The 26,367-nt window shown below is 68.7% G+C and carries 31 protein-coding genes and 1 tRNA gene; 10 read left to right on the top strand and 22 right to left on the bottom strand.

Going from position 1 to position 26,367, the window contains the following annotated elements; genetic code table 11:
* Positions 1 to 31: 31 nt before the first annotated feature.
* A complete protein-coding gene (locus EOV43_RS03300) occupies positions 32 to 808 on the bottom strand; it encodes an isoprenyl transferase (RefSeq protein WP_128219667.1) in 777 nt (258 codons plus the stop codon).
* Positions 809 to 899: 91 nt separating this feature from the next.
* Between EOV43_RS03300 and trhA the strand changes: the two genes are divergently transcribed.
* Positions 900 to 1,616: a PAQR family membrane homeostasis protein TrhA gene (trhA, locus tag EOV43_RS03295; RefSeq protein ID WP_128219666.1), complete on the top strand. Its 717-nt coding sequence runs from the start codon at positions 900 to 902 to the stop codon at positions 1,614 to 1,616.
* A gap of 366 nt (positions 1,617 to 1,982) precedes the next feature.
* Here the strand turns inward: trhA and EOV43_RS03290 are convergent, their stop codons facing one another.
* The 3 genes from EOV43_RS03290 to mca all read right to left on the bottom strand — a co-directional run bounded on the left by EOV43_RS03290 (position 1,983) and on the right by mca (position 3,546).
* The gene (locus EOV43_RS03290; protein ID WP_239022206.1) at positions 1,983 to 2,237 is read right to left on the bottom strand and encodes a GlsB/YeaQ/YmgE family stress response membrane protein; all 255 of its coding nucleotides are present in this window, start codon (positions 2,235 to 2,237) and stop codon (positions 1,983 to 1,985) included.
* Positions 2,238 to 2,367: 130 nt separating this feature from the next.
* Positions 2,368 to 2,649 (bottom strand): hypothetical protein, encoded by a 282-nt coding sequence (locus EOV43_RS03285; RefSeq protein ID WP_128219665.1) that lies wholly within the window; start codon positions 2,647 to 2,649, stop codon positions 2,368 to 2,370.
* 12 nt (positions 2,650 to 2,661) lie between these two features.
* Positions 2,662 to 3,546, bottom strand: coding sequence for a mycothiol conjugate amidase Mca (gene mca / locus EOV43_RS03280; RefSeq protein WP_128219664.1), 885 nt, complete (start codon positions 3,544 to 3,546; stop codon positions 2,662 to 2,664).
* A gap of 90 nt (positions 3,547 to 3,636) precedes the next feature.
* Between mca and EOV43_RS03275 the strand changes: the two genes are divergently transcribed.
* Both EOV43_RS03275 and greA read left to right on the top strand, forming a co-directional pair.
* Positions 3,637 to 4,035 carry a DUF4307 domain-containing protein gene (locus tag EOV43_RS03275; protein WP_164878639.1) on the top strand — a complete coding sequence of 133 codons (399 nt, stop codon included), beginning with the start codon at positions 3,637 to 3,639 and terminating at the stop codon, positions 4,033 to 4,035.
* Positions 4,036 to 4,206: 171 nt separating this feature from the next.
* A complete protein-coding gene (gene greA, locus EOV43_RS03270) occupies positions 4,207 to 4,698 on the top strand; it encodes a transcription elongation factor GreA (protein WP_128219662.1) in 492 nt (163 codons plus the stop codon).
* Positions 4,699 to 4,807: 109 nt separating this feature from the next.
* Here the strand turns inward: greA and ilvA are convergent, their stop codons facing one another.
* From ilvA to EOV43_RS03255, 3 genes are all read right to left on the bottom strand, one after another.
* A complete protein-coding gene (ilvA, locus tag EOV43_RS03265) occupies positions 4,808 to 6,022 on the bottom strand; it encodes a threonine ammonia-lyase (RefSeq protein ID WP_128219661.1) in 1,215 nt (404 codons plus the stop codon).
* The gene (locus EOV43_RS03260; protein WP_128219660.1) at positions 6,015 to 7,223 is read right to left on the bottom strand and encodes an AI-2E family transporter; all 1,209 of its coding nucleotides are present in this window, start codon (positions 7,221 to 7,223) and stop codon (positions 6,015 to 6,017) included. Before EOV43_RS03260 ends, ilvA begins: the two co-directional genes overlap by 8 nt.
* 129 nt (positions 7,224 to 7,352) lie before the next feature.
* The gene (locus tag EOV43_RS03255) at positions 7,353 to 8,516 is read right to left on the bottom strand and encodes a cystathionine gamma-synthase (protein WP_128219659.1); all 1,164 of its coding nucleotides are present in this window, start codon (positions 8,514 to 8,516) and stop codon (positions 7,353 to 7,355) included.
* 148 nt (positions 8,517 to 8,664) lie between these two features.
* Between EOV43_RS03255 and msrA the strand changes: the two genes are divergently transcribed.
* The 3 genes from msrA (at position 8,665) to EOV43_RS03240 (ending at position 10,714) form a co-directional block, all read left to right on the top strand.
* Positions 8,665 to 9,303, top strand: coding sequence for a peptide-methionine (S)-S-oxide reductase MsrA (gene msrA / locus EOV43_RS03250; protein WP_128219658.1), 639 nt, complete (start codon positions 8,665 to 8,667; stop codon positions 9,301 to 9,303).
* A gap of 171 nt (positions 9,304 to 9,474) precedes the next feature.
* On the top strand, positions 9,475 to 10,020 hold the full coding sequence (locus EOV43_RS03245; RefSeq protein WP_128219657.1) for a hypothetical protein: 546 nt from the start codon (positions 9,475 to 9,477) through the stop codon (positions 10,018 to 10,020).
* A 97-nt stretch (positions 10,021 to 10,117) separates the two neighbouring features.
* A complete protein-coding gene (locus EOV43_RS03240) occupies positions 10,118 to 10,714 on the top strand; it encodes a hypothetical protein (protein ID WP_128219656.1) in 597 nt (198 codons plus the stop codon).
* A 4-nt stretch (positions 10,715 to 10,718) separates the two neighbouring features.
* Here the strand turns inward: EOV43_RS03240 and EOV43_RS03235 are convergent, their stop codons facing one another.
* Positions 10,719 to 11,186 carry a GNAT family N-acetyltransferase gene (locus EOV43_RS03235; RefSeq protein ID WP_164878638.1) on the bottom strand — a complete coding sequence of 156 codons (468 nt, stop codon included), beginning with the start codon at positions 11,184 to 11,186 and terminating at the stop codon, positions 10,719 to 10,721.
* Positions 11,187 to 11,404: 218 nt separating this feature from the next.
* On the opposite strand from EOV43_RS03235, the gene EOV43_RS03230 reads away from it, so the two are divergent.
* Positions 11,405 to 11,800, top strand: a complete 396-nt coding sequence (locus EOV43_RS03230; RefSeq protein ID WP_239022205.1) for a YchJ family protein — start codon at positions 11,405 to 11,407, stop codon at positions 11,798 to 11,800.
* Positions 11,801 to 11,846: 46 nt separating this feature from the next.
* Positions 11,847 to 12,416, top strand: a complete 570-nt coding sequence (locus tag EOV43_RS03225; RefSeq protein WP_128219654.1) for a TetR/AcrR family transcriptional regulator — start codon at positions 11,847 to 11,849, stop codon at positions 12,414 to 12,416.
* 15 nt (positions 12,417 to 12,431) lie between these two features.
* Here the strand turns inward: EOV43_RS03225 and EOV43_RS03220 are convergent, their stop codons facing one another.
* From EOV43_RS03220 to EOV43_RS03210, 3 genes are read right to left on the bottom strand one after another with little or no spacing between them, the layout of a single operon-like run.
* Positions 12,432 to 13,061 carry a YigZ family protein gene (locus EOV43_RS03220; protein WP_128219653.1) on the bottom strand — a complete coding sequence of 210 codons (630 nt, stop codon included), beginning with the start codon at positions 13,059 to 13,061 and terminating at the stop codon, positions 12,432 to 12,434.
* Positions 13,062 to 13,102: 41 nt separating this feature from the next.
* Entirely contained in the window at positions 13,103 to 13,882 is a 780-nt protein-coding gene (locus EOV43_RS03215; RefSeq protein ID WP_128219652.1) for a sulfite exporter TauE/SafE family protein, read from the bottom strand.
* A gap of 52 nt (positions 13,883 to 13,934) precedes the next feature.
* Positions 13,935 to 15,353 (bottom strand): cystathionine beta-synthase, encoded by a 1,419-nt coding sequence (locus tag EOV43_RS03210; RefSeq protein WP_128219651.1) that lies wholly within the window; start codon positions 15,351 to 15,353, stop codon positions 13,935 to 13,937.
* Between the two features lie 46 nt (positions 15,354 to 15,399).
* Here EOV43_RS03210 and EOV43_RS03205 point away from each other — a divergent pair, with 46 nt between their 5' ends.
* Entirely contained in the window at positions 15,400 to 16,407 is a 1,008-nt protein-coding gene (locus EOV43_RS03205; protein ID WP_128219650.1) for an SGNH/GDSL hydrolase family protein, read from the top strand.
* Positions 16,408 to 16,488: 81 nt separating this feature from the next.
* Here the strand turns inward: EOV43_RS03205 and EOV43_RS03200 are convergent, their stop codons facing one another.
* The 11 genes from EOV43_RS03200 to eno all read right to left on the bottom strand — a co-directional run bounded on the left by EOV43_RS03200 (position 16,489) and on the right by eno (position 25,464).
* Entirely contained in the window at positions 16,489 to 17,334 is an 846-nt protein-coding gene (locus tag EOV43_RS03200) for a Bax inhibitor-1/YccA family protein (RefSeq protein WP_128219649.1), read from the bottom strand.
* Between the two features lie 180 nt (positions 17,335 to 17,514).
* Positions 17,515 to 17,970, bottom strand: coding sequence for a YybH family protein (locus EOV43_RS03195; RefSeq protein WP_128219648.1), 456 nt, complete (start codon positions 17,968 to 17,970; stop codon positions 17,515 to 17,517).
* A 110-nt stretch (positions 17,971 to 18,080) separates the two neighbouring features.
* Positions 18,081 to 19,661 (bottom strand): ABC transporter substrate-binding protein, encoded by a 1,581-nt coding sequence (locus EOV43_RS03190; RefSeq protein WP_128219647.1) that lies wholly within the window; start codon positions 19,659 to 19,661, stop codon positions 18,081 to 18,083.
* A 206-nt stretch (positions 19,662 to 19,867) separates the two neighbouring features.
* A tRNA-Leu gene (locus tag EOV43_RS03185) sits at positions 19,868 to 19,943 on the bottom strand.
* 35 nt (positions 19,944 to 19,978) lie between these two features.
* On the bottom strand, positions 19,979 to 20,575 hold the full coding sequence (gene def, locus EOV43_RS03180; protein WP_239022204.1) for a peptide deformylase: 597 nt from the start codon (positions 20,573 to 20,575) through the stop codon (positions 19,979 to 19,981).
* Positions 20,572 to 21,105: a glycine cleavage system transcriptional repressor gene (locus EOV43_RS03175; RefSeq protein WP_128219646.1), complete on the bottom strand. Its 534-nt coding sequence runs from the start codon at positions 21,103 to 21,105 to the stop codon at positions 20,572 to 20,574. Before EOV43_RS03175 ends, def begins: the two co-directional genes overlap by 4 nt.
* A gap of 55 nt (positions 21,106 to 21,160) precedes the next feature.
* The gene (locus EOV43_RS03170) at positions 21,161 to 21,730 is read right to left on the bottom strand and encodes a hypothetical protein (protein WP_128219645.1); all 570 of its coding nucleotides are present in this window, start codon (positions 21,728 to 21,730) and stop codon (positions 21,161 to 21,163) included.
* 196 nt (positions 21,731 to 21,926) lie between these two features.
* Positions 21,927 to 22,886 carry a Ppx/GppA phosphatase family protein gene (locus EOV43_RS03165; protein ID WP_239022203.1) on the bottom strand — a complete coding sequence of 320 codons (960 nt, stop codon included), beginning with the start codon at positions 22,884 to 22,886 and terminating at the stop codon, positions 21,927 to 21,929.
* A 4-nt stretch (positions 22,887 to 22,890) separates the two neighbouring features.
* A complete protein-coding gene (locus EOV43_RS03160) occupies positions 22,891 to 23,436 on the bottom strand; it encodes a DUF501 domain-containing protein (RefSeq protein ID WP_128219644.1) in 546 nt (181 codons plus the stop codon).
* Positions 23,433 to 24,005 carry an FtsB family cell division protein gene (locus EOV43_RS03155; RefSeq protein WP_239022202.1) on the bottom strand — a complete coding sequence of 191 codons (573 nt, stop codon included), beginning with the start codon at positions 24,003 to 24,005 and terminating at the stop codon, positions 23,433 to 23,435. The genes EOV43_RS03160 and EOV43_RS03155 overlap by 4 nt, the downstream gene beginning before the upstream one ends.
* 181 nt (positions 24,006 to 24,186) lie before the next feature.
* Complete coding sequence (eno, locus tag EOV43_RS03150) at positions 24,187 to 25,464, bottom strand: phosphopyruvate hydratase (protein ID WP_128219643.1); 1,278 nt, start codon at positions 25,462 to 25,464, stop codon at positions 24,187 to 24,189.
* Positions 25,465 to 25,716: 252 nt separating this feature from the next.
* On the opposite strand from eno, the gene EOV43_RS03145 reads away from it, so the two are divergent.
* Positions 25,717 to 26,262 (top strand): tetratricopeptide repeat protein, encoded by a 546-nt coding sequence (locus tag EOV43_RS03145; protein WP_128219642.1) that lies wholly within the window; start codon positions 25,717 to 25,719, stop codon positions 26,260 to 26,262.
* The last annotated feature ends 105 nt before the right edge of the window (positions 26,263 to 26,367 follow it).

The following is a 26,367-nucleotide window of genomic DNA, read 5'->3' as shown; positions in this document are numbered from 1 at the left end:
GCTGGTGTCGACATGGGCGTGGCGGCGAGGTTCAGGAGCCGAAGCGGCGCTCACGCTCGGCGTAGGCGCGAATGGCACGGAGGAAGTCGACGCGACGGAAGTCGGGCCAGAGTGCCTCGCAGAAGTAGAACTCGCTGTGGGCGCTCTGCCAGAGCAGGAACCCACCGATCCGCTGCTCGCCGGAGGTGCGGATGACGAGGTCCGGGTCGGGCTGGCCCTGGGTGTAGAGGTGCTCGGCGATGTCCTCGACCTCGAGCCGGCCGGCGAGTTCGGTCATCGTGGAGCCCTTGGCCTCCTCGGCCAGGAGCAGGGAGCGCACGGCGTCGGCGATCTCGTGGCGGCCACCGTAGGCGACTGCGACGTTGACCAGCAGACCGTCGACGTCGGCCGTCGACTCCTCGGCCTCGCGCAGGACCGCGGCGATCGACTCGGGCAGCAGCTCGAGTGCGCCGACGTGGTGGATCCGCCAACGCCGGGTGGCGGCGAGTTCGGCGACGACGTCAGCGATCACGCCGAGCAGCGGCTCCAGCTCGGCAGCGGGGCGCTTGAGGTTGTCGGTGGAGAGCATCCACAGGGTGACGACCTCGATGCCCAACTCCTCGCACCAGCCGAGGAAGGGCTCGATGTTGTCGGCGCCGGCACGGTGACCGTCCATGGTGCCCGCGCCGATCTGGCGAGCCCAGCGACGGTTCCCGTCGAGCATGACACCGACGTGACCAGGGATGCGGTCCTCAGGCAGGAACTTGGCCACCCGTGACTCGTACGCCGGGTAGAGCACCCGCCGTACGGCGTCCTTGAACTTTCCCATGGTGCCGATGGTATCGAGCCTCGCGGGCCGACGACCGAATGCATCCGCGCGAGCACGTGACCTTTGACCTACGGTCCCGTAGGTTGATTCCATGACCGATCAGATCCGAGCCCGGCTGGACACGTTCCAGGACCGCGTCGAGGACGTCATCGCAGAGGTGAAGCCCAAGTTGCGGGGCTGGTTCCACGCCGCCACCGCCCCACTCGCGCTTGCCGCCGGCGTCACGCTGGTGGCCCTCTCGCCTGACAACAAGACCCGCATCGGGTCTGCCGTCTTCGCGCTCAGCGCGTTGCTCCTGTTCACCGTCTCGGCGCTCTACCACCGAGGCACCTGGTCGCCGCGCGTCCACCAGTTCCTCAAGCGCTTCGACCACTCCAACATCTACCTGCTCATCGCGGGGACGCTGACCCCGTTCGCCCTGTTGCTGCTCGACGGCGCGGACCGGATCTGGATGCTGGCCATCAGTTGGACCGGGGCCCTGCTGGGCGTGGGTACCCAACTCTTCTGGCCCACGCATCCGCGCTGGCTCTCCGCTCCCATCTACATGGCCCTGGGCTGGGCCCCGATCTTCTTCTTCGGAGGATTCATCGAGGGCTCCAAGGCCTACGGTGCCATCGGCGTGGCCGTGATCGTCCTGGTGATCGTGGGCGGCGCGCTCTACACCGTCGGCGGCATCGCCTACGGCACCAAGCGCCCCAACCCGTGGCCCCAGTGGTTCGGCTTCCACGAGATCTTCCACGGCTTCACCGTGGTCGCCTTCCTGGCGCACTACGTGGGCGTCTCGCTCGCGACGTACTCCCTGCGCTGACCTCGCGGTCCAGCGCTCTCGCGGCCCCGTTCGTCCTCGACGAGCGGGGCCGCGGTGCGTTGCGGGTGGGAAATGTCAGAAGACCCGAAGCATGGGGCTTCGGGTCTTCTTCGGCACGCTGGTCCTCGCATGGGGACCGAGCAGACCTGGGGGTCGTAGAAGGGGTGCAGCCGGCGCATGGGGGGGACCGTCGGCTGCACCCCGGATCAAGGGGAGGCGGAGCTCTGCTCCTGAATCCTGCTGAACCAGCCTCTCGACTTGTTCAACGATTGATACTTTAGCCCGAGATCATTGATTCCAGGTAGTCCAAACATCACATTTGATGCGTGAACCGGATCACACCCATTTGAGTGGGTCTGCAGTGCCTCACTTCTTGGACGTGACACCCTCGGCGACGCCGATCAGCAGGACGGCCGCGACGATGGCGACGATGGCGCCAATGATGTTCAACTCCGTGAACTCGCCCGTCCCCAGCAGTGTCGCGACCACACCTCCAATCAGGGAGCCGACCACACCCAGCAGCAGGGTGCCCAGGAGGCTCAGGTTCTGCTTGCCCGGCTTGATGAGGCGGGCGACTGCACCGACGAAGAGACCGAAAATGAGGAATCCGATGATTGCCATGCCCCATTAGTACCCCCGACCCGGTGACGCGGGCCACACCTTTTTGGTCACGATTGGGGATGAACAGACCAGCTGGGTACGCACACGACCCCGCTCCCGGGCAACGGGAACGGGGTCGCGGAAGCAGTCGTCAGGCGTTCTTGTCCGCGCCCTCGTCGTCGACCTCGAACGCCGGGCCGTCGGTGATCTTGCGGTCCTCGCCGTAGATGCCGGCCTCCTTGGCCGCCAGGGTGCGCTTGAGCTGACGCACCAGGCTCCAGCCGAGCAGACCCACGGCGACGATCATCGCGACCCACAGGAACAACGCGGTCCAACCTGCCTTGACCTCGCTGCCCTCGGGCACAGGCTTGGGCACGACCTCCGTGAAGAAGGTCGTGGTCAGGGTGATCAGCGGATCGATGACAGCGAGCATGGTTCCAGTGTGTCAGGCGTCCGGCTGGACGCCGGCGAACAGGTCGTCCTCGGGCGTGCTGCTGGCGACGTGGCTCACCACCAGCTCGTAGTCCTCGGTGGGCCACACCTTCTGCTGGAGCTCGCGTGGGATAGCGAACCAGAAGCCGTCGGGGTCGATCTGCGTCGCGTGCGCCAAGAGCGCCTGGTCACGCACACCGAAGTAGTCACCGCACTCCACCCGGGTGGTCACGCGGGCCTCCCAGGACGGGTCGCGCTTCCAGTTCTCCAGACGCTCGCCGTACGGCGACTCCAGTCCGTGCTCGAGCATCGCGGCGTGCAGCGCGGAGATCTTCGCCCAGCTGAAGCTGTGGTGGTAGTAGAGCTTGGCCGCCTGCCAGGCCTCCCCCAGCTCAGGACGCCAGGTCGGATCGGCCGCCTTCTCGAACGCGAAGACCGAGATCTTGTGGCACATGATGTGGTCGGGGTGCGGGTAGCCGCCGTTCTCGTCGTACGTGGTGACCACGTGCGGACGGAACGAGCGAATCAACGCCACCAGCGGAGCAGCCGCCTCGGCGACGTCCATCAGGCCGAAGCACCCCTCGGGCAGCGGCGGCTTCGGGTCTCCGTCAGGCCAACCGGAGTCGACGAAGCCGAGCCAGTCCTGGCGCACACCGAGGATGTCGCGGGCCCGCTCCATCTCCTGACGGCGGATCTCGTGGATGTTCTCCAGGATTCCTGGACGGTCCATCTTCGGGTTCAGGATCGAGCCACGTTCGCCGCCCGTACAGGTGACGACGTGCACGTCGACCCCCTCGGCCACGTACTTGGCGGTGGAGGCAGCACCCTTGCTCGACTCGTCGTCGGGGTGGGCGTGCACGTGCATGAGGCGGAAGCCTGCGCGATCGCGTCCGGACATGAGGCCGAGTCTAGGGCGCATCGAGCACCGCGGCCCCCGCCACGTCCCCACGGTTGGTGTGACCTTGGACCTCTCTGGGAGCATGGGGCGGTGAGCACCCCCACCGACCTCAAGGCCCGCTACGGCGCACCGTCCCCCGTCCTGCGTCAGGTGGGCCGAGGCGCCGTCCTCGTGCTCGGCGTCGTCTTCGTCGGGTGGGTTCTCTGGGCTGCTGCCTTCCACGCCACCCCGCCGGTGAAGTCCGAGCTGTTCAGCTTCGACGTCAACGACGAGCACTCGGTCACGGTCGTGCTCGACGTGACCCTGGCCGACGGCGTCGACGACGCCGACTGCCTGGTCCGCGCACAGAGCGAGGACAAGTCGGTCGTGGGCGAGATCTCCTTCACCCCGATCCAGGGTCGCCAGGAGATCGAGATGCGCACCGACCGTCGCGCCACCGCCGTCGAGGTGCTGGGATGCCGCACCCCCGACGAGCCGCGCAGGCGCTGACCCACCCACCGTCCGGACCCGCTGTCCGGCCCCGGCCGAGTGCGCGACAGCACTTCGGTCGGGTTGCTACAGTCAGACGACATACCGACACCCGCAGGGCTCAGAAGGCACGCTCGCGAACAGCGCGAAGAGCCCGGCGGGTTTTGCTTTTGTCCAACAGGAGTGAATCCCATGACCCAGTCGACCGGCACCATCTGGCTCACCCAGGATGCGTACGACAAGCTCCAGGCTGAGCTCGAGGACCTCAAGGGCCCCAAGCGTCAGGAGATCGTCGACAAGATCTCCGAGGCACGTGACGAGGGTGACCTGAAGGAGAACAGCGGCTACCACGCTGCCCGCGACGAGCAGGGCAAGCTCGAGGGCCGCATCCGCCAACTCACCGAGATGCTGCGCCGCGCCGAGGTGGGCGAGACGCCCGCCGACGACGGCGTCGTCGAGCCCGGCATGAAGGTGACCATCCACTTCACCGACTTCGACGACGAGGAGACCTTCCTCCTCGGCGCCCGCGAGATCGAGGAGGAAGGCCTGACGGTCTACTCCCCGCAGTCCGCCCTCGGCGCAGCGATCAACGGCAAGAAGGTCGGCGACAAGGTCTCGTACGAGGCGCCGAACGGCAAGCAGATCAACATCGAGATCACCGAGGCCAAGCCGCACGTGGCCTGAGCCCCGCCGGGGACACATCGTCTCCACGCACGACCGGTCACGGCACTGCCGTGGCCGGTCGTCGTCGTTCTCAGGGCCATGTTCCCGGGGCCATGTTCTCGGGGCGATCTCAGCCCTCGACGACGTACCCGTCCTCGCGCAGCCTGCGCAGCAGTGACGCGGCGTGCTCGCGGCCGCGGGTCTCGACCTGCAGCCGCACCTCCACCTGGTCGATCTCCAACGACGGCGATATCCGGTGGTGCACGACCTCCAGCACGTTGGCCCCACTCTCGCCGACCGTGTGCAGCAACGCCGCCAGGCCACCGGGACGGTCCGGGATGGTGACGCGCAGGTACCGGTAGCGACCACCGGCGGCCATGCCGTGTCGGATCACCGATCCCAGGAGCAGCGGGTCGACGTTGCCGCCCGACAGCACCGCCACCACCGGGCCCTCGTCATGTTCCTGCATCTCCATCAGGGCCGCCACCGCTGCCGCACCGGCCGGTTCGACCACCATCTTGGCCCGTTCCAGCAACGCCAGGAGGGCAGCGGAGAGCGCGCCCTCACTGACCGTCACGACGTCGTCGACGAGGTCTCGCACCAGCGCGAACGTCACCTCGCCCGGCAGCCCGACCGCGATGCCGTCCGCCATGGTCCGCATGTCGTGGGCCGTGCGCGGTTCGCCTGCCGCCAACGATCCGGGGAACGCCGCGGCACCGGCCGCCTGCACCGCGATGACCCGGACGTCGGGCCGTCGGGCCTTGATCGCGAGCGCGATGCCCGCCACGAGCCCACCACCGCCAGCGGGCACCAGCACGGTCGCGACGTCGGGCACCTGGTCGAGGATCTCGAGCCCGACGGTGCCCTGACCGGCGACGACAGCGGGATGGTCGAACGGGTGGACGAGCACGGCGCCGGTGTCAGCGGCGAACGCACGGGCCGCGTCCAGCGACTCCTCCAGGACGTGCCCGGCGAAGACGACGTCGGCGCCGTACGCGCGGGTGGCGTTCTCCTTCGGAATCGGTGCGCCCTCGGGCATGAAGACGGTGGACCGGATGCCGAGGCTGGTCGCGGCCAGGGCAACGCCCTGAGCATGGTTGCCGGCCGAGGCCGCCACGACGCCCCGCGCACGCTCCTCCTCGCCGAGACCGTGGATCCGGGTGTAGGCGCCACGGATCTTGAACGAGCCGGTGCGCTGCAGGTTCTCGCACTTGAGGAACGCCGGTGCACCGATCACGCCCGACAGCCACCGGGACTCCTCCATCGGGGTCCGCAGGGCGACGTCGCGCAGCGGCTCCTGGGCGGCGAGCACGTCGTCGAGGCCGGGGAGCACCAGCTCAGTCATCGGCCGGCTCCGCGTCCTGCTCGACGGGCGCGTCCTCGCCCTCTCCGACCTCCGCAGCAGCGGCATCGAGCTCACGTTGCTCGGCCTCGGTCCGGGTGATCTCCTCTCCACTCATCCGGTCCGACAGGTGCAGCACCACGGCGTTGATCGCAGCCACCAACGGCACCGCCACCAGCACTCCCCCGATGCCTGCGACCAGCGCACCCATCGCGATCGCGAGGATGATCCCCAGCGGGTGAACGGCGACGAAGCGGCCCATCAGGAACGGCTGCAGGACGTGGCCCTCGATCTGCTGGACCACGATGACGCCGAGCAGCATCAGCAGCGCCGTCACCATGCCCTGGTCGACGAGGGCGACCAGCACCGCGACGCCTCCTGCGACCGTCGCACCGATCATCGGCACGTACGCACCGAGGAAGACCAGGACGCCGATCGCGGGGACGAACGGAATCCCGAGCAGCCACGCCACCAGCATCACGCCGCAGGCGTCGGCCAGCGCGACGAGTGTGGTCGCGCGGACGAACTGCGTCAGCGACAGCCAGGCGACCTTGCCCGAGGAGTCGACGTGCTCACGGACGCCGCGCGGAGCGAACCGCACCAGCCATCGCCAGATGCTGCGACCGTCGGCGAGGAAGAAGTACATCGAGAACAGGACGATGAAGAAGCCGGCCGCGACGTGACCGATCGCAGTGCCGATGCCGGTGGCCTGCTCCAACGCCCCGGACTTCGACCACTCCGCGATGCCGTCCTGGGCACTCTTGATCCAGGAGTCCATCTGGCTGTCGGTCAGTCCGAGCGGACCGGTCTTGAACCAGTCACGGATCTTGTCGAGCCCCTCGACCACCTGGTCGGCCAGGTCGGAGGAGCCGTTGGCGACCTGCTGTCCCGCGAACGTCAGCATCCCGCCGACCGCCCCCAGGGTCAGCACGACGCCGATGATCGCGGCGAGCACTCGCGGCACTCCGGCACGCGAGAGTCGTTCGACGAACGGGAACACCAACGCCGCCAGCAACAGCGCGACGGCCAGCGGGAGCGTCACCACTGCGAACTTCATCAGGACTGCGCCCAGGACGCAGATCCCGAACCCGATCAGGAGCAGGCGCCACGTCCAGTTCGCCGCGACCTCGATGCCGCGTGGGACGCCGCTGCCGCCCTTCTCGGCATCAGGAGGAACAGGGACCGATGCTGTGTCAGCCGTCACGCGTTCGAGCGTACCCGTGACACGCCAACTCTTGGTACGACGACGGGGCGCCCCTGCTCATGACGAGCGGGGACGCCCCGTCGCGGTGCGTCAGGTGGAGGTGCCTCTGGTCCGGTGGCACCGCTGACCTCAGGCCAGGGCCTGCTCCAGGTCGGAGATGAGGTCCTCGACGGACTCGATGCCCACCGAGAGACGGATGAGGTCAGCGGAGACCTCGAGGTCGGTGCCGGCGACCGAGGCGTGGGTCATGCGGCCGGGGTGCTCGATCAGCGACTCCACGCCGCCCAGGGACTCACCCAGAGTGAAGACCTGCGCCTTGGCGCAGACGTCGAGAGCAGCCTGCTCACCGGCGGCGACGCGGAAGGAGATGATGCCGCCGAAACGCTTCATCTGCTTCTTGGCGATCTCGTGGCCGGGGTGCGACTCCAGGCCCGGGTAGATGACCTCGGCGACGGCCGGGTGGTTGACGAGGAACTCGACGATCTTCTCGGCGTTGTCGCAGTGACGCTCCATGCGGACCGCGAGGGTCTTGAGACCGCGGTGGGTCAGGAACACGTCGAACGGACCGGCGACACCACCGATGGAGTTCTGGTGGAAGGCGATCTTCTCGGCGAGCTCGGCGTCACGGCAGACCAGCGCGCCACCGACGACGTCGGAGTGGCCACCGACGTACTTGGTGGTGGAGTGAACGACGACGTCGGCGCCCAGAGCCAGCGGCTGCTGGAGGTAGGGCGAGGCGAAGGTGTTGTCGACGACGAGGATCGCGTCGTGCTCGTGCGCCAGCGCGGCCAAGGCCTCGATGTCGGCGATGTTGAGCATCGGGTTGGTGGGGGTCTCGACCCAGATCATCGTGGTGCGGCCCGGGACGATCGCGGCGCGGACGGCCTCGACGTCGGTCAGCGCGGCCGGGGTGTGGTCCAGGCCCCAGACCTTCTCGACCTTGTCGAAGAGGCGGTAGGTGCCGCCGTAGGCGTCGTCGGGGATGACGACGTGATCGCCGGGACGGCACACCGAACGAATCAGGGTGTCCTCGGCCGCGAGGCCGGAGGCGAACGCGAAGCCGTGCTCGCCGCCCTCGACCGCCGCGAGCGCGCCCTCGAGGGCGGTGCGGGTCGGGTTGGCCGAACGGCTGTACTCGTAGCCGCCGCGCATGCCGCCGACGCCGTCCTGCTTGAACGTCGAGGAGGCGTAGATGGGCGGGTTCACCGCGCCGGTCATCGGGTCCGGGTCGTAGCCGGCGTGGATGGCCTTGGTCTCGAAACCGGCCTGGGTCCAGTCATGCTGCTCAGTCACACCACGAGCCTAGGCGCTGTCCGGGTGTCACGCCCACCCGCGTCCGTCTCCGCAGCGGGGTTGTGCGAAGCGGGAAGAATCGGTGCCGAAGGAGTGTTGGACAGGAGTTCGACCCGCCCCACCTCCAGCCCGACGTCAGGAGCACCCCGTGCTGTTCGGCCACTTCAAGACCCACCTCCCCGCCGCCGGCCAGACCCTGCCCGGACGTCCTGAGCGTCCTTGGCAGCTGGGCGAGCACGTCGTCCTGGGCACGCCGGTGGAGACCGACGAGGTGCCCGAGGGCCTCGAGGCCGCTGTCTTCGGCCTCGGCTGCTTCTGGGGCGCGGAGGAGTTCTACTGGCAGCTCCCCGGTGTCTGGTCGACGTCGGTCGGCTACTCCGGCGGCACCACCCCGCACCCCACCTACGACGAGGTCTGCTCCGGACTGACCGGCCACACCGAAGCCGTGCGCGTCGTCTTCGACCCGACCGTGACGTCGTACGCCGAACTGGTGAAGCGGTTCTTCGAGATCCATGACCCGACGCAGGGCATGCGTCAGGGCAACGACGTCGGCACCCAGTACCGCTCGGCGCTCTACACCCTCAGCGACGCCCAGGCCGCGACCGCGCGTGAGCTGACCGACATCTACGGTGCCGAGCTGGAGCGTCAGGGACTGGGAGTGATCACCACCGAGGTCGCACCGGCCGGTGACTACTTCTACGCCGAGGGGCCGCACCAGCAGTACCTGGCGAAGAACCCGAACGGCTACCGCTGCCACGCGAACACCGGAGTTGCCTTCCCGGCCTGACCCCGGAACGCAGCCTCGGAATCCGCGAGAATCGCCGACCGCGTCAAGCACCAGGACGGCCCGGACAGATCCTCCAGACCCCCTGCCGTGCAGGCTCCAGCGCGACTACGGTGTTGGGTCACGAAGAGGATCCTCGCGCTGACCGCCATCCCCGTCCTGAGCCTCTCGCTCATGTCCGCACCGGCCCAGGCCGCTGCCCCCAAGATCACCACCGACGACCTGCCCACGCTGGGCCAGGTCACCAAGATCTACCCCGACCTGGCCAAGACCAAGGCCAAGTTAGAGACCGAGAAGCTCACCACCTACGGTTACGCCACCTCGTGCTCGAAGACGAAGGCGATCCGGGTCACGAAGGGGCTCAGCGGCACCTACTGGAGCAAGAAGGGCAACGTGCTCGCCCAGGTCAACGTCGTCGACCTCAAGAGCACCGCCGTCGCCAAGAAGGTGATCGCCGGATCGCGTCTGCTGAACACCTGCGGCACCATCGTCGAGGACGGCTCCGCAGCCACCTTCAAGGCGATCAAGGCGCCGAAGTTGGGAGCAGGGAGCGTCGGCTCGCTCCTCACCCTCGACGACGAGAAGAAGCCCCGTATGGCCTACTTCGACTTCCGCACGAAGAACCGCGTCGTGAGCGTCACGGTAGTCAGCGAGAAGAAGAAGATCGACGTCGCCGAGGCGCGCAAGCTGGCCAAGGTCGCCTTCAAGGCCGCCTCCTGAACCCTCCCGCTCCACGCAGCCGCCCGAGCGCACCGATCCAGCATCGTGTGCGGTCGGGCGGTTCCGTGTCCGACCGAACGTGCCTACCGTGGACACCATGAAGAAGCTCCTCGTGCTCGCTGCCGTGCCAGCCCTCACGCTGACGCTGCTGACGGCTCCGGCCACGGCGGTTCCGGGGAAGAAGGTGACCGGCAAGAACGTCCCGACGGCATCACAGATCGCCGGAGTGTTCCCTGCCCTCAAGGGCAACCGGGCCGACGTCGCCCGCGTCGCCCGGCTCACGCTCTCGATCAGCTGTCAGTGGGGCACGCTGTACCGCGGCGCCGGCCTCTCCGCCGGGTACACGACCCGGAAGGCACAGCCCCAGATCCCGGTCGTCCACGTCACCGAATCGACGTCCGCGAAGAAGGCGAATACGGCGGTGGCCCGCTTCGGCAACGAGAAGAAGAAGTGCCACCGCACCGGTGCCGACCCCTACCGGGTCACCCGAATCTCGCTGCCCGCACTCGGAGACCAGCGCGCCGGCTACTCGGTCGTGACCAGGAACGACGCCGGCGGGCCGCTCCACGTCACCGTCATCGCCTACCGCAAGAAGACGCGCATCATCCACGCGACCGTCCTGAGCGACACGAAGGTGTCAGCAGCCCGGACGAAGAAGCTGGCCCGACTCGTCTACCGCACCGGCGTGAAGTGAGCCCTCAGGCCGGGTCGCGACGCACCCAGACCACGACGCCGTAAGGGGCGTCGTCGATCTCGTCCACCGGCACGAAACCGTGACGGGCGCAGAACGCTGCAGCGTTGTCGTCGCCGAGCGGGTAGCGGGTCCAGAGGGGCACGTCGTCGGCCAGCGCCAACACCTCGGTGAGCAGGCGGGAGCCGAGGCGGGAGCCCTGGTGGTCGGGGTGGACGTGCAGGGTCGACATGACGAAACGGTCCTGGTCGTCGACGACGGCCGAGGCCAGTCCGATGACGCGGTCGTTGAGGGTCGCGAGGACGTAGGCGCCGTCCCGGAGCTTCTCGGGCAGGTCGGCCAGGTCGAACTCGGCGAGTTCCCGCTGGGCGTAGTCAGGGTTGAACGGGTCGTAGGTGGCGGGCAGCACGACCTCGACGAGGGCACGCACCGCCTTCGCGTCCTGCGCAGTCGCAGCACGGAGTTCGATGTTCACAGGGTTCCTCCGGACGGAGTTGAAGACAGCCTCGGTGAGCGGGCCCGGCCGGCGGGGTCGGCGGCGAGTCCTGGAAGGCCGGGCACCGGGATGGGGCACCTCTGAGCGGACCGGCGGGTGTCGCCGCTCACACCCACGACCCTAGTTGACGATCCCTGAACGCGCTGGGGGTCAGCGCGACCTCGCCCGACGGCGCCGCGGACGCCTACCCTGCTGGGGTGTTGACCTCTCCCTGCCCGTGCCGCCTGCTCGACGACGCCGACACGTCCCCGTCCTACGAGGCCTGCTGCGGCCGGTTCCATTCCCGCGGCGCCTGGCCGGGCACCGCGGAGGAACTGATGCGCTCGCGCTACTCGGCGTTCGTCCTGGAGCTGGACGACTGGGTCTTCGTCACTTGGCACCCCCGTACCCGGCCCGACGACGTCGACGCCTCGGGTGGCGAGGAGTGGCGCGGCCTGGAGATCCTCGACACCGTCGACGGTGGCACCGAGGACGCAGAAGGGATCGTCGAGTTCGTCGCCCACCACGCCGGGGGCGCGATGCGCGAGCGCAGCAGGTTCGCCCGCCGCGCAGGACGGTGGCTCTACCTGGACGGCGACGTCTCCCACGCCTGAACGAGACGGCGCCGACGCAGGCGTTCGCGGGCTCTAGCCTCCACCCATGCGGACATCTGAGCTCGGCGCTCCTCTCTCCCGAGCAGACGGTCGACGCAACCGGCGCGGCATCCTGGATGCCGCCACCGAAGCACTCTTCGAGAACCCTGCGGTCAGCATGGGCGAGATCGCCCGCCGGGCCGGGGTCACCCGCGCCACGGTGTACCGGCACTACCCGGACCGCGACCTGCTCGTGGCTGCCGTCCTCGGCGACATCGCGACCGTCCTGGTGCCGCCGCTGTTGAAGGAGATGCGCCATCTGGCGTGGGCCGATGCGCTGAACCGACTCGCGCGACGAGCCATCAGCGTCGCTGCTGCGCACCGCGTCCACATCACCACCGTCGCGCCGCATCTGGAGTCGATGACGCGGTCCGCGATCGCAGGCGAGCCCATCGAGGCCCAGCTCGGTGCCCGCCGGGCCAGCGGCGACATCACCGTCAGCCTCGACGACGCCTGGCTGGCCCTGTGCATCCGCTCGCTCTGCCTCACCGCGGTGCGAAGGCTCGCCGATCCGGAGACGGACCCCGAACGGCTCGCTGACGAACTCTCGCTGTCGCTGCGACGCCTCTGCGTCTGAAGCCAGGCGTCTGGCTCAGGCCAGGTCGACCCAGCGCTGTCCGACCCGGTGCAGGCGACCACGGCCGTTGAGCAGTTCGGCGACCAGCGTCTGCAGCTTCTCGCCGTCGGTGGTGCCCAGCAGCAACGTCACCCGGTGCGTCCAGGTGACGTCGAGAACCTGAACGCCGCGGCTGCGCAGGTCGGACTCGGCCCGCCCGGCGTCCATGTGATCCAACTCGAGGGTCCATTCCTGCACCAGTTGGCGACGCAGCAGACCCACTTCGTCGAGGCCGGCCTGGACGGCGTCGCCGTAGGCACGCACGAGCCCACCCGCGCCGAGCAGGATGCCACCGAACCACCGCGTCACCACCACCGCGACGTCGGTGACCCCGCGGCCACGCAGCACCTCCAGCATCGGCGCTCCGGCGGTTCCCGCCGGCTCCCCGTCGTCGGAGGAACGCTGGGTCATCGCGTCAGGTCCGAGTACGAACGCGGAGCAGTGGTGCCGGGCGTCCCAGTGCTCCTTGCGGAGACGTTCGACGAGCGCGCGGGCGTCGGCCTCGTCCTCGACCCGTTGCAGGGTGCAGAGGAACTTGGAGCGCTTGATCTCGATCGTCGCCTCGCCGTCGCGAGCGATCGTGGAGTACTGGGTCACGTCGGCCATCGGCGCCATTCTCCCCCGGCGCCCACCGACCTCACCAAGTGTCAGCCCCAGAGGCCGATCAGTTCGCCGCCGATCCGGACGACGAAGCCCGAGACCACGACGACGAAGAAGACCCGCACGAACGCCGCCCCGCGCCCGATCGCGGTGCGGGCACCGACGTAGCCACCCACCATGTTGGTGAGCCCCATCAGCAGCCCGACGTGCCACACGATCGCGTCCTGGACGAAGAAGACGCTGAGCGCGGCGAGGTTGGTGGCCCAGTTGGCCAGACGGGCCTTGGCCGATCCTTCGAGGAAGTTGTAGCCGAGCCAGCCGACCAGCCCGAAGACGAAGAACGAACCGGTACCGGGGCCGAGCGCCCCGTCGTAGACACCGACGACGACGCCGACGGTCAACGCGGCCAGGGTGTGGGCCCGGCCCTCGAAGCGCAGTGCGGTGGTCTCCCCCAGCGACGGCTTCGCGACCACGTAGGCACCCACCACGACGAGCACCACCAGCACGATCGGGTCGAACGCCTCCTTGGGGATGTGACTGGCCCCGAAGGCACCGATCACCGATCCCGCAAACGCGGCCGCCATCAGCGGCAGGAAGGTGCGTGGGTCGGGGCGGACCCGTCGGGCATAGGTCGCGGCCGAGACACTGGTCCCGCAGAACGACGCCAGTTTGTTGGTGGCCAGCACCTGCACCGGGGTGGCGTGCGGCATCCCGAGCAGCAGCGCGGGGAGCTGGATCAGCCCGCCGCCACCCACGACGGCGTCGACGAATCCTGCTCCCAACGACGCGAGGAGCAGCCACGCCAGGACCTCGTTCGAGATCTCCACGGCGTGACTGCTCCTCTCAGCGGGCGACGGACCAGGTCCGTGCGGGGCTGGGTCAGCCCTTGGCCAGGTTGGCCAGCAGGTCGTGACGAGTCACGACGCCGACCGGGGCACCGTCCTCGTGGACGAGGACGGCGTCAGCGGTCTCGAGCTGGCGCACGGCGTCCTGGACCGACTCGGTCGAACCGATCGTGGGCAGCGGCGACGACATGTGCTGCTCGACGGCGTCGGTCAGCTTGGCCTTGCCGGTGAACAGGGCGTCGAGCAGGTCCCGCTCGGAGACCGAACCGGCGACCTCGGCTGCGACGACCGGGGGCTCGGCACGGACGACGGGCATCTGGGAGACGCCGTACTCCTGCAGGATGTGGATCGCCTCGGCGATGGTCTCGCCCGGGTGGGTGTGGACCAGGTCGGGCAGCTGGGCGGCGTCGTGCTTGCCGCGCAGGACGTCACCGACGGTGAGCTCGAGGTCGGCGGTGGTCTCGGTGGCGAAGCCGTACTGGCCCATCCACTGGTCGTTGAAGATCTTGGTCAGGTAGCCGCGGCCCGAGTCCGGGAGCAGGACCACGATGACGGCGTCGTCGCGCCCCTCGGCGGCCAGTTCAGCAGCGAGCTGCTTGGCGGCGAAGGCGGCCATGCCGGCCGAGCCACCCACGAGCAGCGCCTCTTCCTTGGCCAGACGGCGGGTGAAGGCGAACGAGTCGGCGTCGGAGACCTCGATGATGCGGTCCGCGATGGTGCGGTCGTAGGTCTCGGGCCAGAAGTCCTCGCCGACACCCTCGACGAGGTAGGGGCGACCGTCGCCACCGGAGTAGACCGAACCGGCCGGGTCGGCGCCGATCACCTGGACGTCGGGGTTCTGCTCCTTGAGGTAGCGCCCGATGCCGGAGATGGTGCCGCCAGTGCCGCAACCAGCCACGAAGTGGGTGATCTTGCCTTCGGTCTGCGCCCAGATCTCGGGACCGGTGGTCTCGTAGTGCGAGCGCGGGTTGTTCGGGTTGGAGTACTGGTTGGGCTTCCACGCGCCGGGCTGGGACGCCAGGCGGTCGGAGACGTTGTAGTAGGAGTCCGGGTGCTCGGGCGCGACGGCGGTCGGGCAGACCACGACCTCGGCACCGTAGGCACGCAGCACGTTGCGCTTGTCCTCGGAGACCTTGTCGGGGCACACGAAGACGCACTTGTAGCCCTTCTCCTGGGCCACCATGGCGAGACCGACGCCGGTGTTGCCCGAGGTGGGCTCCACGATGGTGCCGCCCGGCTGGAGTTCGCCGGAGGCCTCGGCGGCCTCGATCATGCGCGTGGCGATGCGGTCCTTCACGGAGCCGCCGGGGTTCATGTACTCCACCTTGGCCAGCAGCAGCGGGCCCGTGGGCTCGCCGTACTTCTCGACCTTCAGCTCGGGAGCGAGCGAGGTGGAGAGCTTCAGCAGCGGAGTGTTGCCGATGAGTTCGAGGAGCGAGTTCGCGTACTGCATGTCCGCCAATCTAGCCGGGCGTGTAACGGAACGGTGAAACCGTAGAATGACGCCCGTGAGCAGAGCCGACGCAGCCCGCAGACTCGCCTCCGCCGCCGGCCGGGGAGGTCGCGCAGCGACCGTGGCCGGGGCCGCGCTGTACGGCGTCCTCGCCGCCGAGGCCGTCGCGGCACGCAAGAAGATCGGACGTGCGACGAAGCCCGTCATGGACTCCACCGGCTGGTACGGACGTGGTCGTCCCGGTCCGGCGCTGCAGGTCGCACTGCTCGGTGACTCCAGCGCATGCGGGTACGGCGTCGACCGGATCGAGCACACCCCGGGCGCCTACCTGGCCTCCGGACTCGCCGTCGAGGCCGATCGTCGGGTGCACATGCGCCAGCTCTGCGTCGTGGGGGACCGTTCCTCCGACCTCTGGGCCCAGGTGGACCGCACGCTCGCGATGCCCACCGACCTTGCCGTGATCCTGGTCGGGTCCAACGACGTCACCCACCTCGTGAAGGCCTCCAGGGCCGCAGCCCAGCTGGGTGAGGCGGTGCGACGTCTGCGTGAGGCCGACATCGAGGTGATCGTGGGTACCTGCCCCGACCTCGGCACCATCCGTCCGCTGCTGCCTCCGCTGCGTCAGGTGGCGCGCCACCTCTCGCGCAAGCTCGCCGCGGCACAGATGATGGCGACCCTCGACGAGGGCGGCCACACGGTCTCCCTGGGTGACGTGATCGGGCCGGAGTTCTACACCAACCCCGCCGAACTGTTCGGCGACGACGAGTTCCACCCCTCCCCCGAGGGTTACAAGGCCTGTGCCGACGTCCTGCTCCCGACGTCCCTGGCAGCTCTGGGCCTGCTCGACGACGACGCTCCCCTCGCCGGACACGACCGCGTCAAGGCACTCACCGACGCGGCGCTCGAGGCCGCCGACCACCCCGGCACCGCCCTCGACCCGGTCCGTCCCGGCACCGGTCGCAGCGGCCGCTACGTCGAGATCCGGCAGCGTGCGCCGAAGCAGACCCCGGACCACGCCGAGTCCCCCGAGGCCACCGACTCCCCCGACGCCTGAGCCCGCACCCGTCTGCGAGCACCCCCAACAACGCAGAAGGCCCCAGCCGGATCGGCTGGGGCCTTCTGCGTGACGTGCGGGTCAGTCGTTCTGGAAGTACGCGAGGATGCGCAGCAGGTTGGTGTAGATCCACACCAGCGACAGCGCGAGGCCGAAGGCCGACATCCACGACATCTTCTCGTCAGCGCCGTAGGCGATGCCCTGCTCGATCGAGTCGAAGTCGAGGATCAGGAAGAAGATTCCGAGCACCAGACCGGCGACCGACATCAGCAGGCCGAGGCCGGAGTCGAAGGTGCCGACCGAGATGCCGAACAGGCTCAGGACGAAGAAGATCAGGCTCATCGCGACGACACCGAAACCGGCCGCGATGACGCCACGGCGGAACTTGTCGGTCACCTTGATACCGAAGTACTTGTAGGCGGCCAGGGTTCCGGCGAACGCGGCGATCGTGCCGATCACGGCGCTGGTGATGATGCCCGACTCCGGGAAGATCAGGTCGAAGGACTTGCTGATCGCGCCGAGCGCGACACCCTCGGCGACCGCGAACGCGATCACCAGGCCCGGGCTGACGGCACGCTTGAAGGAGACGACCATCGACAGCGCGAACGCGGCCACACCACCGACCATGGCGGCGGTCGTCATGCGGGTGATCGCCTCGCTGGTCGGCTGACCCAGGACGTCGGTCGCACCGACGTACCACCAGGTGACGACAGCCATCGCGACGATGATGCCGAGCACGATCCCGGTCTTCTGGACGACCGAGTCGATGGTCATGCGTCCGGCGGACGGCTGCTGCACGGGTGCGCCGGTGCCCCAGGTGCTGGGGTCGCCGTAGGGGCCGTAGGGGTCGGCCTGACGCGTGTAGCCGGTCTGCTGAGGCTGGTTGAAAGCCTCGTTCTTGGTGAAGACGGGGTTGCTGCTCTGCACTGGTCTCTCCTCGGAGCCCTCGGGCGGGGTCTGGCTGATCTCGCTCGTTCGTTCCAACTCTACGGGTGGTTGCCTGACGTTTCACGCAGGCGATCCCAAGAATTCGCTGAACTCTGTGCGTCCCCTGCGCTGGGGCACGCTCCGGCCGTCAGGAACCACCCGTCCGGGACCAGTCCTTCCTCAGGCCTGCTCCTCCACCAGCCAGTCTCCGGTGCCGTAGGGATCGGCCAACGGCTGTGAGCCGTGCTCGTGGACGATGCGCCACACCCGGTCCTCGCCGCGGCGGACGGTCCAGGTCATGCGCATCGGCAGCGGGCGGGGCTCGCCGTTGCCCTCGAAGAGGTACTCGATGGAACCGCAGACGGTGGCGATGTCGCCGGACTCGAAGACCTGCGGCCCCTCGGTCCAGGTCCAGGAGATGAGTGCGATCGGCGCCTCGAAGTAGTCGCGCCAGCCCTTGTGGATGTTGAGGCCGCCCTTGTTGCTCCAGCGGGGGCCCTCGATGAAGACGTACACGTCCTCGGCGGTGTCGAAGCAGTCCAGCACGCCCTCGAGGCTGCGGTCACGCAGCGAGTCGAGCATGAGGGCGGCGGTCTCGAGCGCGGTGCGCTCGGGGTTGGCGATCAGGGTGTTCACGGGTGCCTCCGGGCAGGTGATGGGGACGGAACGCAGTGCTCAGGGTGGAGGACGTCGCCGCCCCGTCCGGGGTGACGGGGCGGCGGCGTCGGCATGGGGAGACCGTGGGGTCAGTCGGCAGCGACCCACGAGGAGTCGAGGTCGCGCAGGCTGAACAGCGACGAGGCGCTGTGACCCTGGAGACGCTCGCTCGTGGCCTCGACGTAGCGGGCGGTGACCGTCGGGATCAGCGGGACCACTTCGAGCTCACGCTGCTGGACCGCCGCCCAGGCAGCGTCCGGGTCGGCCGGGTCGCTCACGGCGGCCTCGAGGAGTTCGTCGAGCTCGGCGTCGGAGAACCCGGTGTAGTTGCCGCCCGAGCCGCTCTTGTAGGCCGAGTACTCGTAGAACGGGGTGTAGCCCGAGGAGAGACCGGCGTCGATCGGGAGCAGCATCAGGTCGAAGTCTCCGGTCGCCAGCGTGCCGAAGTAGGCAGCCGGCTCCTGCGGGGAGAGCGAGACGTCGAGGCCGAGGGCCTTGAAGTTGGCCTGCAGGATCGTGCCTGCGGAGATCGAGAGCGGCTCGTTGCGGACGATCACCTCGAGCTTGGTGCCTGCCTTCACCCCCGACGCGGCCAGGTGCTTCTTGGCCTGGGCCAGGTCGGCGTCCTCGCCGTAGGTGTGGCCCAACTCCTCGTTCCAGTGCTGGGTGCCGGTGGCGATCAGCGTGGAGGCGGGCTCGGCGACGCCCTTGAAGACGGTGTCGACGATCTGGCCACGGTCGATCGCCCAGGCCAGCGCCTTGCGGAAGTCTGCGTCGGCGGTGGGACGGCCCTTCTTCATCGACGGGAAGAGCGTGGGCATGTGGGCCGAGCTCTCCGTGATCTCGACCTTGACGCCGCGGCCCTCGAGGGCCTGGATCTGGTTGAACGGAACCATCGGCATGACGTCGGAGTTGCCCTGCGCGATGTTGACCATGCGGGTGGCGTCCTCCTTGACGGTCCTGAGGACGATCTCGTCGGCGTAGGCCTTGTCGTCGAGGAAGTAGTCCTCGTTGCGCTCGAGTTCGACCTGCTGGCCGCGCTTCCAGGAGACGAACTTGTAGGGGCCGGAGCCGTTCATCGTCTGGGCGTAGGTGTCACCGGCGACGTAGGGGGTGTCGGCGGAGATGATCGAGACGTGGGCGAACATGCCCTGCAGGACGCCGTGGCGACGCTCGAGGTGGACCACGACCGTGGTGTCGTCGGGGGTCTCGACCTTGGCGATGGGGCCGAGTCCGGCGCTCCAGATGGAGGCGTTGTCGGGGTTCTTGACCTGCTCGATCGTGTACTTGACGTCTTCGGCGGTGAGGGGGGAACCGTCGTGGAACGTCACGTCGTCCCGGATCGGGATGGTGACCGTGAGGCCGTCGGAGGAGACCGAGGGGGCTGCGGTGGCGATGTCGTTGACCAGCTCGCCGTCCTCGGTCCAGCGGTACAGCGTGCTGTAGACGAGGCCGGAGAGCGCCGAGGCGGGCAGGGTGTTGAACTTCAGCGGGTCGAGGTGGCTCGGCTCGCTGGTGAGGTCGACGGTGATGGTCCCCCCGGCAGTGGGGGTGCCGGCGGACTTCTTCTCCGTGGATTCGGTACCGCCGCAGGCAGTCAGGGCGAGGGCAGCGACGGACGCCAGTGCGGCCAGTCGAACACCCCGGCGCTGGGGGGAGGCGAAACGCATGCAGGTACTCCTTCGAGAATCCCGATAGGCGGAACAATGTTCCTTCAAGCGGGACGCTATGTGGCACACGTCACGCACGCAAGCACTTTTGCACTCGCTGCTCACATTTGTCTGACAATTTTGTGCGCACAACGGAACGACGTCCCGATCTGTGGCGATCGGGACGTCGTTGGCGGTCTCGCCTGCAGGACGGACCGGGTCAGGAGTGGTGCCCCCGCTGGGACTCGAACCCAGACTGTGCCGTTTTTAAGACGGCTTCCTCTGCCATTGGGATACGAGGGCGGTGCGTCCCGCCGTCACCGACAGGACGCCTGTGCTCAGAGGTAGGTCTGGCGCTGGTAGATGGCGTGCGCACCGGCGACCCGGTCGACGAACAGGTAGCCGTTGCAGTGGTCCATCTCGTGCTGCAGGCAGCGGGCCTCGAAGGCGTCGGAGCGCAGCGTGACCCACTCACCGGTGCCGGGGAGCTGACCCTTGACGGTCACCAGGCTGGCGCGCTTCACGTCGCCGGTGAGGTCGGGGACACTCATGCAGCCCTCGCGGGCCTTCTGGTTGCGGCTCGACTCGACCAGTTCGGCGTTGCACAGCACGTAGGTGCCGTGGTGGGTACGGGTCTTGGCGTGCGTCGAGACGTCGACACAGAAGACCTTCACACCCTCGCCGACCTGCGGCGCAGCGAGGCCGACACATCCGGGCGAGACGCGCATCGTGGCGACCAGGTCGGCAGCCAACTGGACGATCTCCGGCGAGGTCGGGTCGACGGTCGCGCCCTCGGTCGAGAGCACAGCGGCAGGAGCGGTGACGACGGGCAGGACCTTGCCCTCGACTCCGAGCTCGTCGACACTCCAGGCGAAGACACGTTCGTTGAAACCCTCGATCCGCTCGGCGGACGGGGTTGCGTTCTCGTCGCTCACAGCTCGTCGGCCTCCGCCGGACGCAGCGAGGCACCGACGCCGAGCTCGGCCGCAGCGCTCTTGAGGGTCTTCTCCAGGACGACGGCGTCGACGCCGGCCGGCAGGGAGACCTCGGCGACGAGCAGGTACAGCTCGCCCGCGAGGCGGGTGGTGAGGTCGGTGACGTTGCCCTCGACCCGGGCGACCTCGCGCAGGATCGTGGAGACGATGCCGGGACGATCACCGCCGTGAACGGTCAGGACCCACGGGGTGGCGGCCGCGACGGGAGCGGTCTTCTCGACGGGGACCTCACGGACGGTGACGGTGAGACGCCCGTCGGCACCGAGGGGCTCGAGCGCCTCCTTGATGCCGACGGCGTCCACCTCACCGGCGCAGACGAGGGTCATCGCGAAGTGTCCGCGCAGCAGGGTCATCGAGGAGTCCTCGATGTTGAGTCCGAGCGCGGCCAGACGGTCAGTGGTCCAGGCGATGATTCCGGGGCGGTCGTGGCCCAGGACGGTGATGGCGTGGATGGTCCCTGCGGTGGTCATGCGAGACATTGTCCCGCATGACGCAATGACCACCCATTCGCCTCACCGACGCAACTCAGAGATTGGCAGTGGAACCCACGGTACCGAGGTTGACGCCGCCGGTGTTGGCGCTGACACCACCGGAGGTCGGCGCAGCGCCCACGGGGACGAACGTGACCTGCGGGGAGGTCAGCGCCATCGAATCGCCGTTGTAGAGGGCCTGCGAGAAGGTGATCGTGCCAGACAGCGCGGGGTCCGCGCTGCCCGACATGGTCCAACCATTGCCAGCCAGGATCGTCGGCGTGACGGCCGAGTTGAAGGACCAGGTCAAGGTGATGGTCGCGGTCGTGACGTAGGTGCCGTCAGCGACGACCTTGCCGTCCGCGCCGGTGACTCGGTAGCGGACTTCGTCGTCACCAGCCTGGTTGAGAACGGCCATGAACGGGCCGTTTCCAGCGTCGACCTGGGCACGCGCACGCCACGTGGTGGTCAGGCCAGCCGGCAACTGGTCACCCGTGGTGCTGGACGCGAAGGCCGGAGCAGAGGTCGCGACGACGACGGCCGGGACACCCCAGGCAGCAGCCTTGATGACGCTACGACGGTGCGCGGTGAGAGCAGTGGGGGTTTCGTTCGACTCGGTGTGCATGCGAGCCCTTTCAGTGATCTGGGCCCGACCCTGGGGGGACGGTCAGGCAGACGGGATCACTGCACCTGCTCCCGACACCGGTCTCCGCCGACCGTCCAGGACCCCAGGGGACCTCGCCCCCCGTTCGGGCACAGTGATGCTTCACCGCACAGATCGGCCGAAATTCGGCACACTGAAGGGAAAGTTGAACGATTCTTCAAAAATTCTTTCGCCGGGCCACGGACCAAGCGATTCCCTCGAGGATGTCCGCCTCCGAGACCGTCCACGTCGCGGGCGTCACGCGGGCCAGGACCCGGTCCACGACGATCGCTCCGGCGTCGATCACGTCGGCACGTCCGGGGTGCATGAATCCCAGGCCCAGACGCTCTGCGGTGGTCATCTCGACCAGACGCGCACAGACGGCGCGGGTGATGTCGACGGGAAGGGTCACGTGCTCCAGCGCGGTCGGGTCGTAGGCCGGCAACGACAGCACACCAGCGGCGATGGTCGTGAAGGTCCCGGCAATGCCGACCACCGTCGTCGCCGAGGAGATGTCGACACCAGCCGCCTCGACCTCGTCGAGGATCGCGTCGACGTCGGCGACGCAGGCAGCGATCTCAGCAGGCGTGGCCGGGTCGGAGCGCAGGTGACGCTCGCTCATCCGCACCGAACCCATGTCGGAGGAGTACCAGGCGAAGGGCCCGTCGGCGTTGCCGAGGACGAACTCGGTCGATCCGCCACCGATGTCGATCACCAGGGCGGTGCCGTCAGCAGGCAGGTCGAGGCCACGGACCGCACCGGAGTAGGCCAACTGGGCCTCCTCCTCGCCCGGGATCACCTCGGGCTCGACGCCCATCCGTTCGCGCACCCCGGCGACGAAGACGTCGGAGTTGGAGGCGTCACGCGACGCGGACGTCGCACAGAACCGGACCCGCTCGGGCGGCACGCCGTAGACGCGGAGCAGCCCGGCGTACTCGTCGATCGCCTCGAACGCGCGCTCCAGCGCCGCGTCGGAGAGACGACCGGTGGTGTCGACACCCTCCCCGAGCCGGACCATCCGCGAGGTGCGGACGTCCACGTCGGGCAGGGCGCCGATCAGAAGTTTGATGGTGTTGGTGCCGCAGTCGATCGCGGCGATGCGTCCGTTGTCGGACGTCCCCGGTTGCGACACCGTCACCGGGTCAGCCCTCGGTGGTCTCGGTGCCGGCAGCAGCGTCGTCGGAGCCGCACGCGTTCACGCAGGCGCCGTCCTTCCACCACTCGCCGAGCATCTCCAGGACCTCGTCGCCCAGCGGGTTGACGCCCGGGCCCTTGGCCAGCGCGTGACCGGCCAGGACGTGGAGGCACTTGACGCGGTTGGGCATGCCACCGGCGGAGATGCCCTCGATCTCGGGGACCTCCAGGCCGGCGGCCTTGCCGATCTCGGCGCGGTCGGCCAGGTAGGACTCGTGCGCAGCCTGGTAGGCGGCAGCGAGCTCCTCGTCGGTGCCGAGACGCTCCTGCATCTCCTTCATCACACCGCCACCCTCGAGGGTGCCGATCTTGGAGGCAGCCGTCGGGCAGGTCAGGTAGTAGGTGGTGGGGAACGGCGTGCCGTTGGGCAGGCGCGGTTCGGTGGCCACCACGTCGGGGTTGCCGCAGGGGCAGCGGTGACCCACACCGGCGATGCCACGGGGCTCGCGTCCGAGCTGCGCCTCGATGGTCTTCTTGTCGGCCGGGTCGATCACTGGTTCTCCTGCTGTTCGTTCTTCTTGACGCCGTCGATCTTCGCCGGGGCCTGGCCCCGCTCCTCGGGCGGGTTGCCGGCCAGCTCGACCGATCCCCACACATCCTCCCACCAGGCGGCCCGTTCGGCGGTGCCGACGTCGTCGGGGTCGGAGAGACCAGCGGCCGCACCGAGCGGCTCACCGTTCTCGTCGAGCACCTGGTAGCCGGTCTCGCCGGGCATCAGGTAGCCGAGGTTCTTGCGGGCCTGGGCCTTCACGTAGGACGGGTCCTGCCAGCGGCGCTTCTCGCGTTCCAGCTTCTCGATGCTGGCCTCGCGGCGCGCGATCTCGTCCTTGAGCGACTGGATGGTGTCGCGCTGGTCGAAGTAGGCACGGGTCGAGGACGCGAACGAGACCGCGAGGATCACGACCACCACGGTCAACACGAAGAAGCGCATCGTCAGGCGCGAACGGCGCGGCGGACGGCCGCCCGCTCCGGCGAGAGGCCGTCGCACCGCCTGGGGCGCGGACGCCGGACGTGAAGCCTCGGCGCCGCGCTTCGCCGGCCCGGGAACCGGCGTGCCGATCACCGTCGTCTCGTCCGAAGTGCTGGTCTCGTCCCCGGAAAGCGCAGCAGCGACCCGGCCACGCGAGGTCTGCCCTCGCTGGCCGGGTCGCCGGCTGCCCCCCGGTGTGGGGGAATCACGTCGCTGTGCCATCACGGACCATCATCCCTGATGACGTCCTCCCGTCACCGGGAGGCGCGCTGGATCAGCCCTTGAAACGCGGGAACGCGGCGCGTCCGGCGTACTTGGCGGCGTCACCGAGGTGGTCCTCGATGCGCAGGAGCTGGTTGTACTTGGCGACGCGCTCGGAACGGGCCGGGGCACCGGTCTTGATCTGGCCGCAGTTGGTGGCGACGGCGAGGTCGGCGATGGTGACGTCCTCGGTCTCACCGGAGCGGTGCGACATCATGTTGCGGTAGCCGGCGCGGTGCGCGAGCTCGACGGCATCGAGGGTCTCGGTGAGCGAACCGATCTGGTTGACCTTGACCAGCATGGCGTTGGCCTGGCCACCGGCGATGCCGCGCTGCAGACGCTCGACGTTGGTGACGAACAGGTCGTCGCCGACGAGCTGGGTCTTGTCACCGATGGAGTCGGTGAGGGTCTTCCAGCCCTCCCAGTCGTCCTCGTCCAGCGGGTCCTCGATCGAGACGATCGGGTAGTTCGCGACGAGCTCGGTGTAGTAGGCCGACATCTCGGCAGCGGTCTTCTGCTGACCCTCGAAGGTGTAGAAGCCGTCCTTGTGGAACTCGGTGGCGGCGACGTCGAGAGCGAAGACGATGTCCTCGCCGACCTTGAGGCCAGCGGCCTCGACGGCCTCGGTGATGAGGTCGAGGGCGGCACGGTTGGACTCGAGGTTGGGGGCGAAGCCACCCTCGTCGCCGACGGCGGTCGCGAGGCCCTTGGCCTTCAGGACTGCCTTGAGGTGGTGGTAGACCTCGGCACCCTGCTGCAGCGCCTCACCGAAGGTGGCGGCACCGATCGGGGCGATCATGAACTCCTGGATGTCGACGTTGGTGTCAGCGTGGGCACCACCGTTGAGGATGTTCATCATCGGGACGGGCAGGACGTGCGCGTTCGGGCCACCGACGTAGCGGAACAGCGGCAGGTTGGCCGACTCGGCAGCGGCGTGGGCCACGGCGAGGGAGACACCCAGGATCGCGTTGGCGCCCAGGTTGGCCTTGTTGGGGGTGCCGTCGAGCTTCAGCATGGTCTCGTCGACGAGGCGCTGGTCGTCGGCGTCGAGGCCCTCGATCGCGGGGGCGATCTTCTCGATGACGCCCATGACGGCCTTGACGACGCCCTTGCCGAGGTAACGGTCGGTGCCGTCACGCAGCTCGACGGCCTCGAAGGCGCCGGTGGAGGCACCGGAGGGAACAGCGGCACGGCCGAAGGAACCGTCCTCGAGGGACACCTCGACCTCGACCGTGGGGTTGCCACGGGAGTCGAGGATCTCGCGTGCGTTGACTGCTTCGATGGCTGCCATCGTTGACTGCTCCTGGGGTAAGCGTGAGTGTGTCGGGTCGTGGCTCCCGCTCGGGGCACCACGGACTCGCGCGCATGACGCGTGAGGCACCCCCAGCCTAACCGTCGCCGTTTCGTGATGAACGAGGTCGTCCACCTCGACCGCGTGACCTGAACGACACCCCGATTCACCTGCACGTCGCCGCGGCCCAGAAGGGATCCCCGAGCGGCCCGACAGGAGGTGCCCTCCCTTGCTCATCCCTAGACTGCCGCTGTGATTCCCCCCTCTCCCCGCACCTCCCTCCGCCTCCGGCTGCCCCTCGCCCTGGCCGCCACCGCACTCCTCGCGGGGTGCACTTCCTCTCCCGACGAGGACGACGTGGCTGCGGCCGGCGCGCTGGTCGAGCAGGGAATCTCTCAGATCGCCGCCGACATCGACGCTGCCGCGCGGTCCTTCGAACGCGCCCTCCGCCTTGATCCCGAGGAGTACCTGGCCCACTACAACCTCGGCTACCTGGCCCAGCAGGCCGACGACACCGCCGAGGCTCTCGCTCACTACGACGACGTCTTGGAAATCAATCCGGAGCACGGACCGACGTTGTACAACTCCGCGATCCTGCTCGAGGCGTCCGACATCGAGGCCGCAGCGGATCGCTACCGTGACGCGATCGCGGCCCAGCCCGACTTCGCTCCCGCCCACATGCGTCTGGGCTTCGCCCTCACCCACCTCGGCCGGACCGCTGAGGCGGAGGCCATGCTGGCCCGGGGCATCGAACTCGACCCGGCCATGACCGCCGTCGAGGCCCCGCGTTTCGACTGAATCCCACCTCACCGTCTGCCCGGTCTCCGTCGTCGGGCCGCACGGGCTCCCCCGCATCGGATCGCACTTTCGTCGACGGCGAACGCCCACCGCGCAAGCGCTTTC

This window comes from Nocardioides yefusunii (assembly GCF_004014875.1).
Classification (GTDB): domain Bacteria; phylum Actinomycetota; class Actinomycetes; order Propionibacteriales; family Nocardioidaceae; genus Nocardioides; species Nocardioides yefusunii.
Note: the sequence above shows the minus strand (reverse complement) of the source record. Positions and strands in the feature narration are given on the sequence as shown.

Coding starts and splice junctions, on each gene's coding strand:
- EOV43_RS03175 (WP_128219646.1), bottom strand. CDS start 21,105: ATGACCACCGCAGGGACCATCCACGCCATCACCGTCCTGGGCCACGAC.
- EOV43_RS03190 (WP_128219647.1), bottom strand. CDS start 19,661: ATGCGTTTCGCCTCCCCCCAGCGCCGGGGTGTTCGACTGGCCGCACTG.
- EOV43_RS03290 (WP_239022206.1), bottom strand. CDS start 2,237: ATGGCAATCATCGGATTCCTCATTTTCGGTCTCTTCGTCGGTGCAGTC.
- EOV43_RS03285 (WP_128219665.1), bottom strand. CDS start 2,649: ATGCTCGCTGTCATCGATCCGCTGATCACCCTGACCACGACCTTCTTC.
- EOV43_RS03240 (WP_128219656.1), top strand. CDS start 10,118: ATGAAGAAGCTCCTCGTGCTCGCTGCCGTGCCAGCCCTCACGCTGACG.
- EOV43_RS03300 (WP_128219667.1), bottom strand. CDS start 808: ATGGGAAAGTTCAAGGACGCCGTACGGCGGGTGCTCTACCCGGCGTAC.
- trhA (WP_128219666.1), top strand. CDS start 900: ATGACCGATCAGATCCGAGCCCGGCTGGACACGTTCCAGGACCGCGTC.
- ilvA (WP_128219661.1), bottom strand. CDS start 6,022: ATGACTGAGCTGGTGCTCCCCGGCCTCGACGACGTGCTCGCCGCCCAG.
- greA (WP_128219662.1), top strand. CDS start 4,207: ATGACCCAGTCGACCGGCACCATCTGGCTCACCCAGGATGCGTACGAC.
- EOV43_RS03205 (WP_128219650.1), top strand. CDS start 15,400: ATGACGCCCGTGAGCAGAGCCGACGCAGCCCGCAGACTCGCCTCCGCC.
- EOV43_RS03225 (WP_128219654.1), top strand. CDS start 11,847: ATGCGGACATCTGAGCTCGGCGCTCCTCTCTCCCGAGCAGACGGTCGA.
- EOV43_RS03245 (WP_128219657.1), top strand. CDS start 9,475: ATGTCCGCACCGGCCCAGGCCGCTGCCCCCAAGATCACCACCGACGAC.
- EOV43_RS03210 (WP_128219651.1), bottom strand. CDS start 15,353: ATGCAGTACGCGAACTCGCTCCTCGAACTCATCGGCAACACTCCGCTG.
- eno (WP_128219643.1), bottom strand. CDS start 25,464: ATGGCAGCCATCGAAGCAGTCAACGCACGCGAGATCCTCGACTCCCGT.
- mca (WP_128219664.1), bottom strand. CDS start 3,546: ATGTCCGGACGCGATCGCGCAGGCTTCCGCCTCATGCACGTGCACGCC.
- EOV43_RS03170 (WP_128219645.1), bottom strand. CDS start 21,730: ATGCACACCGAGTCGAACGAAACCCCCACTGCTCTCACCGCGCACCGT.
- EOV43_RS03220 (WP_128219653.1), bottom strand. CDS start 13,061: ATGGCCGACGTGACCCAGTACTCCACGATCGCTCGCGACGGCGAGGCG.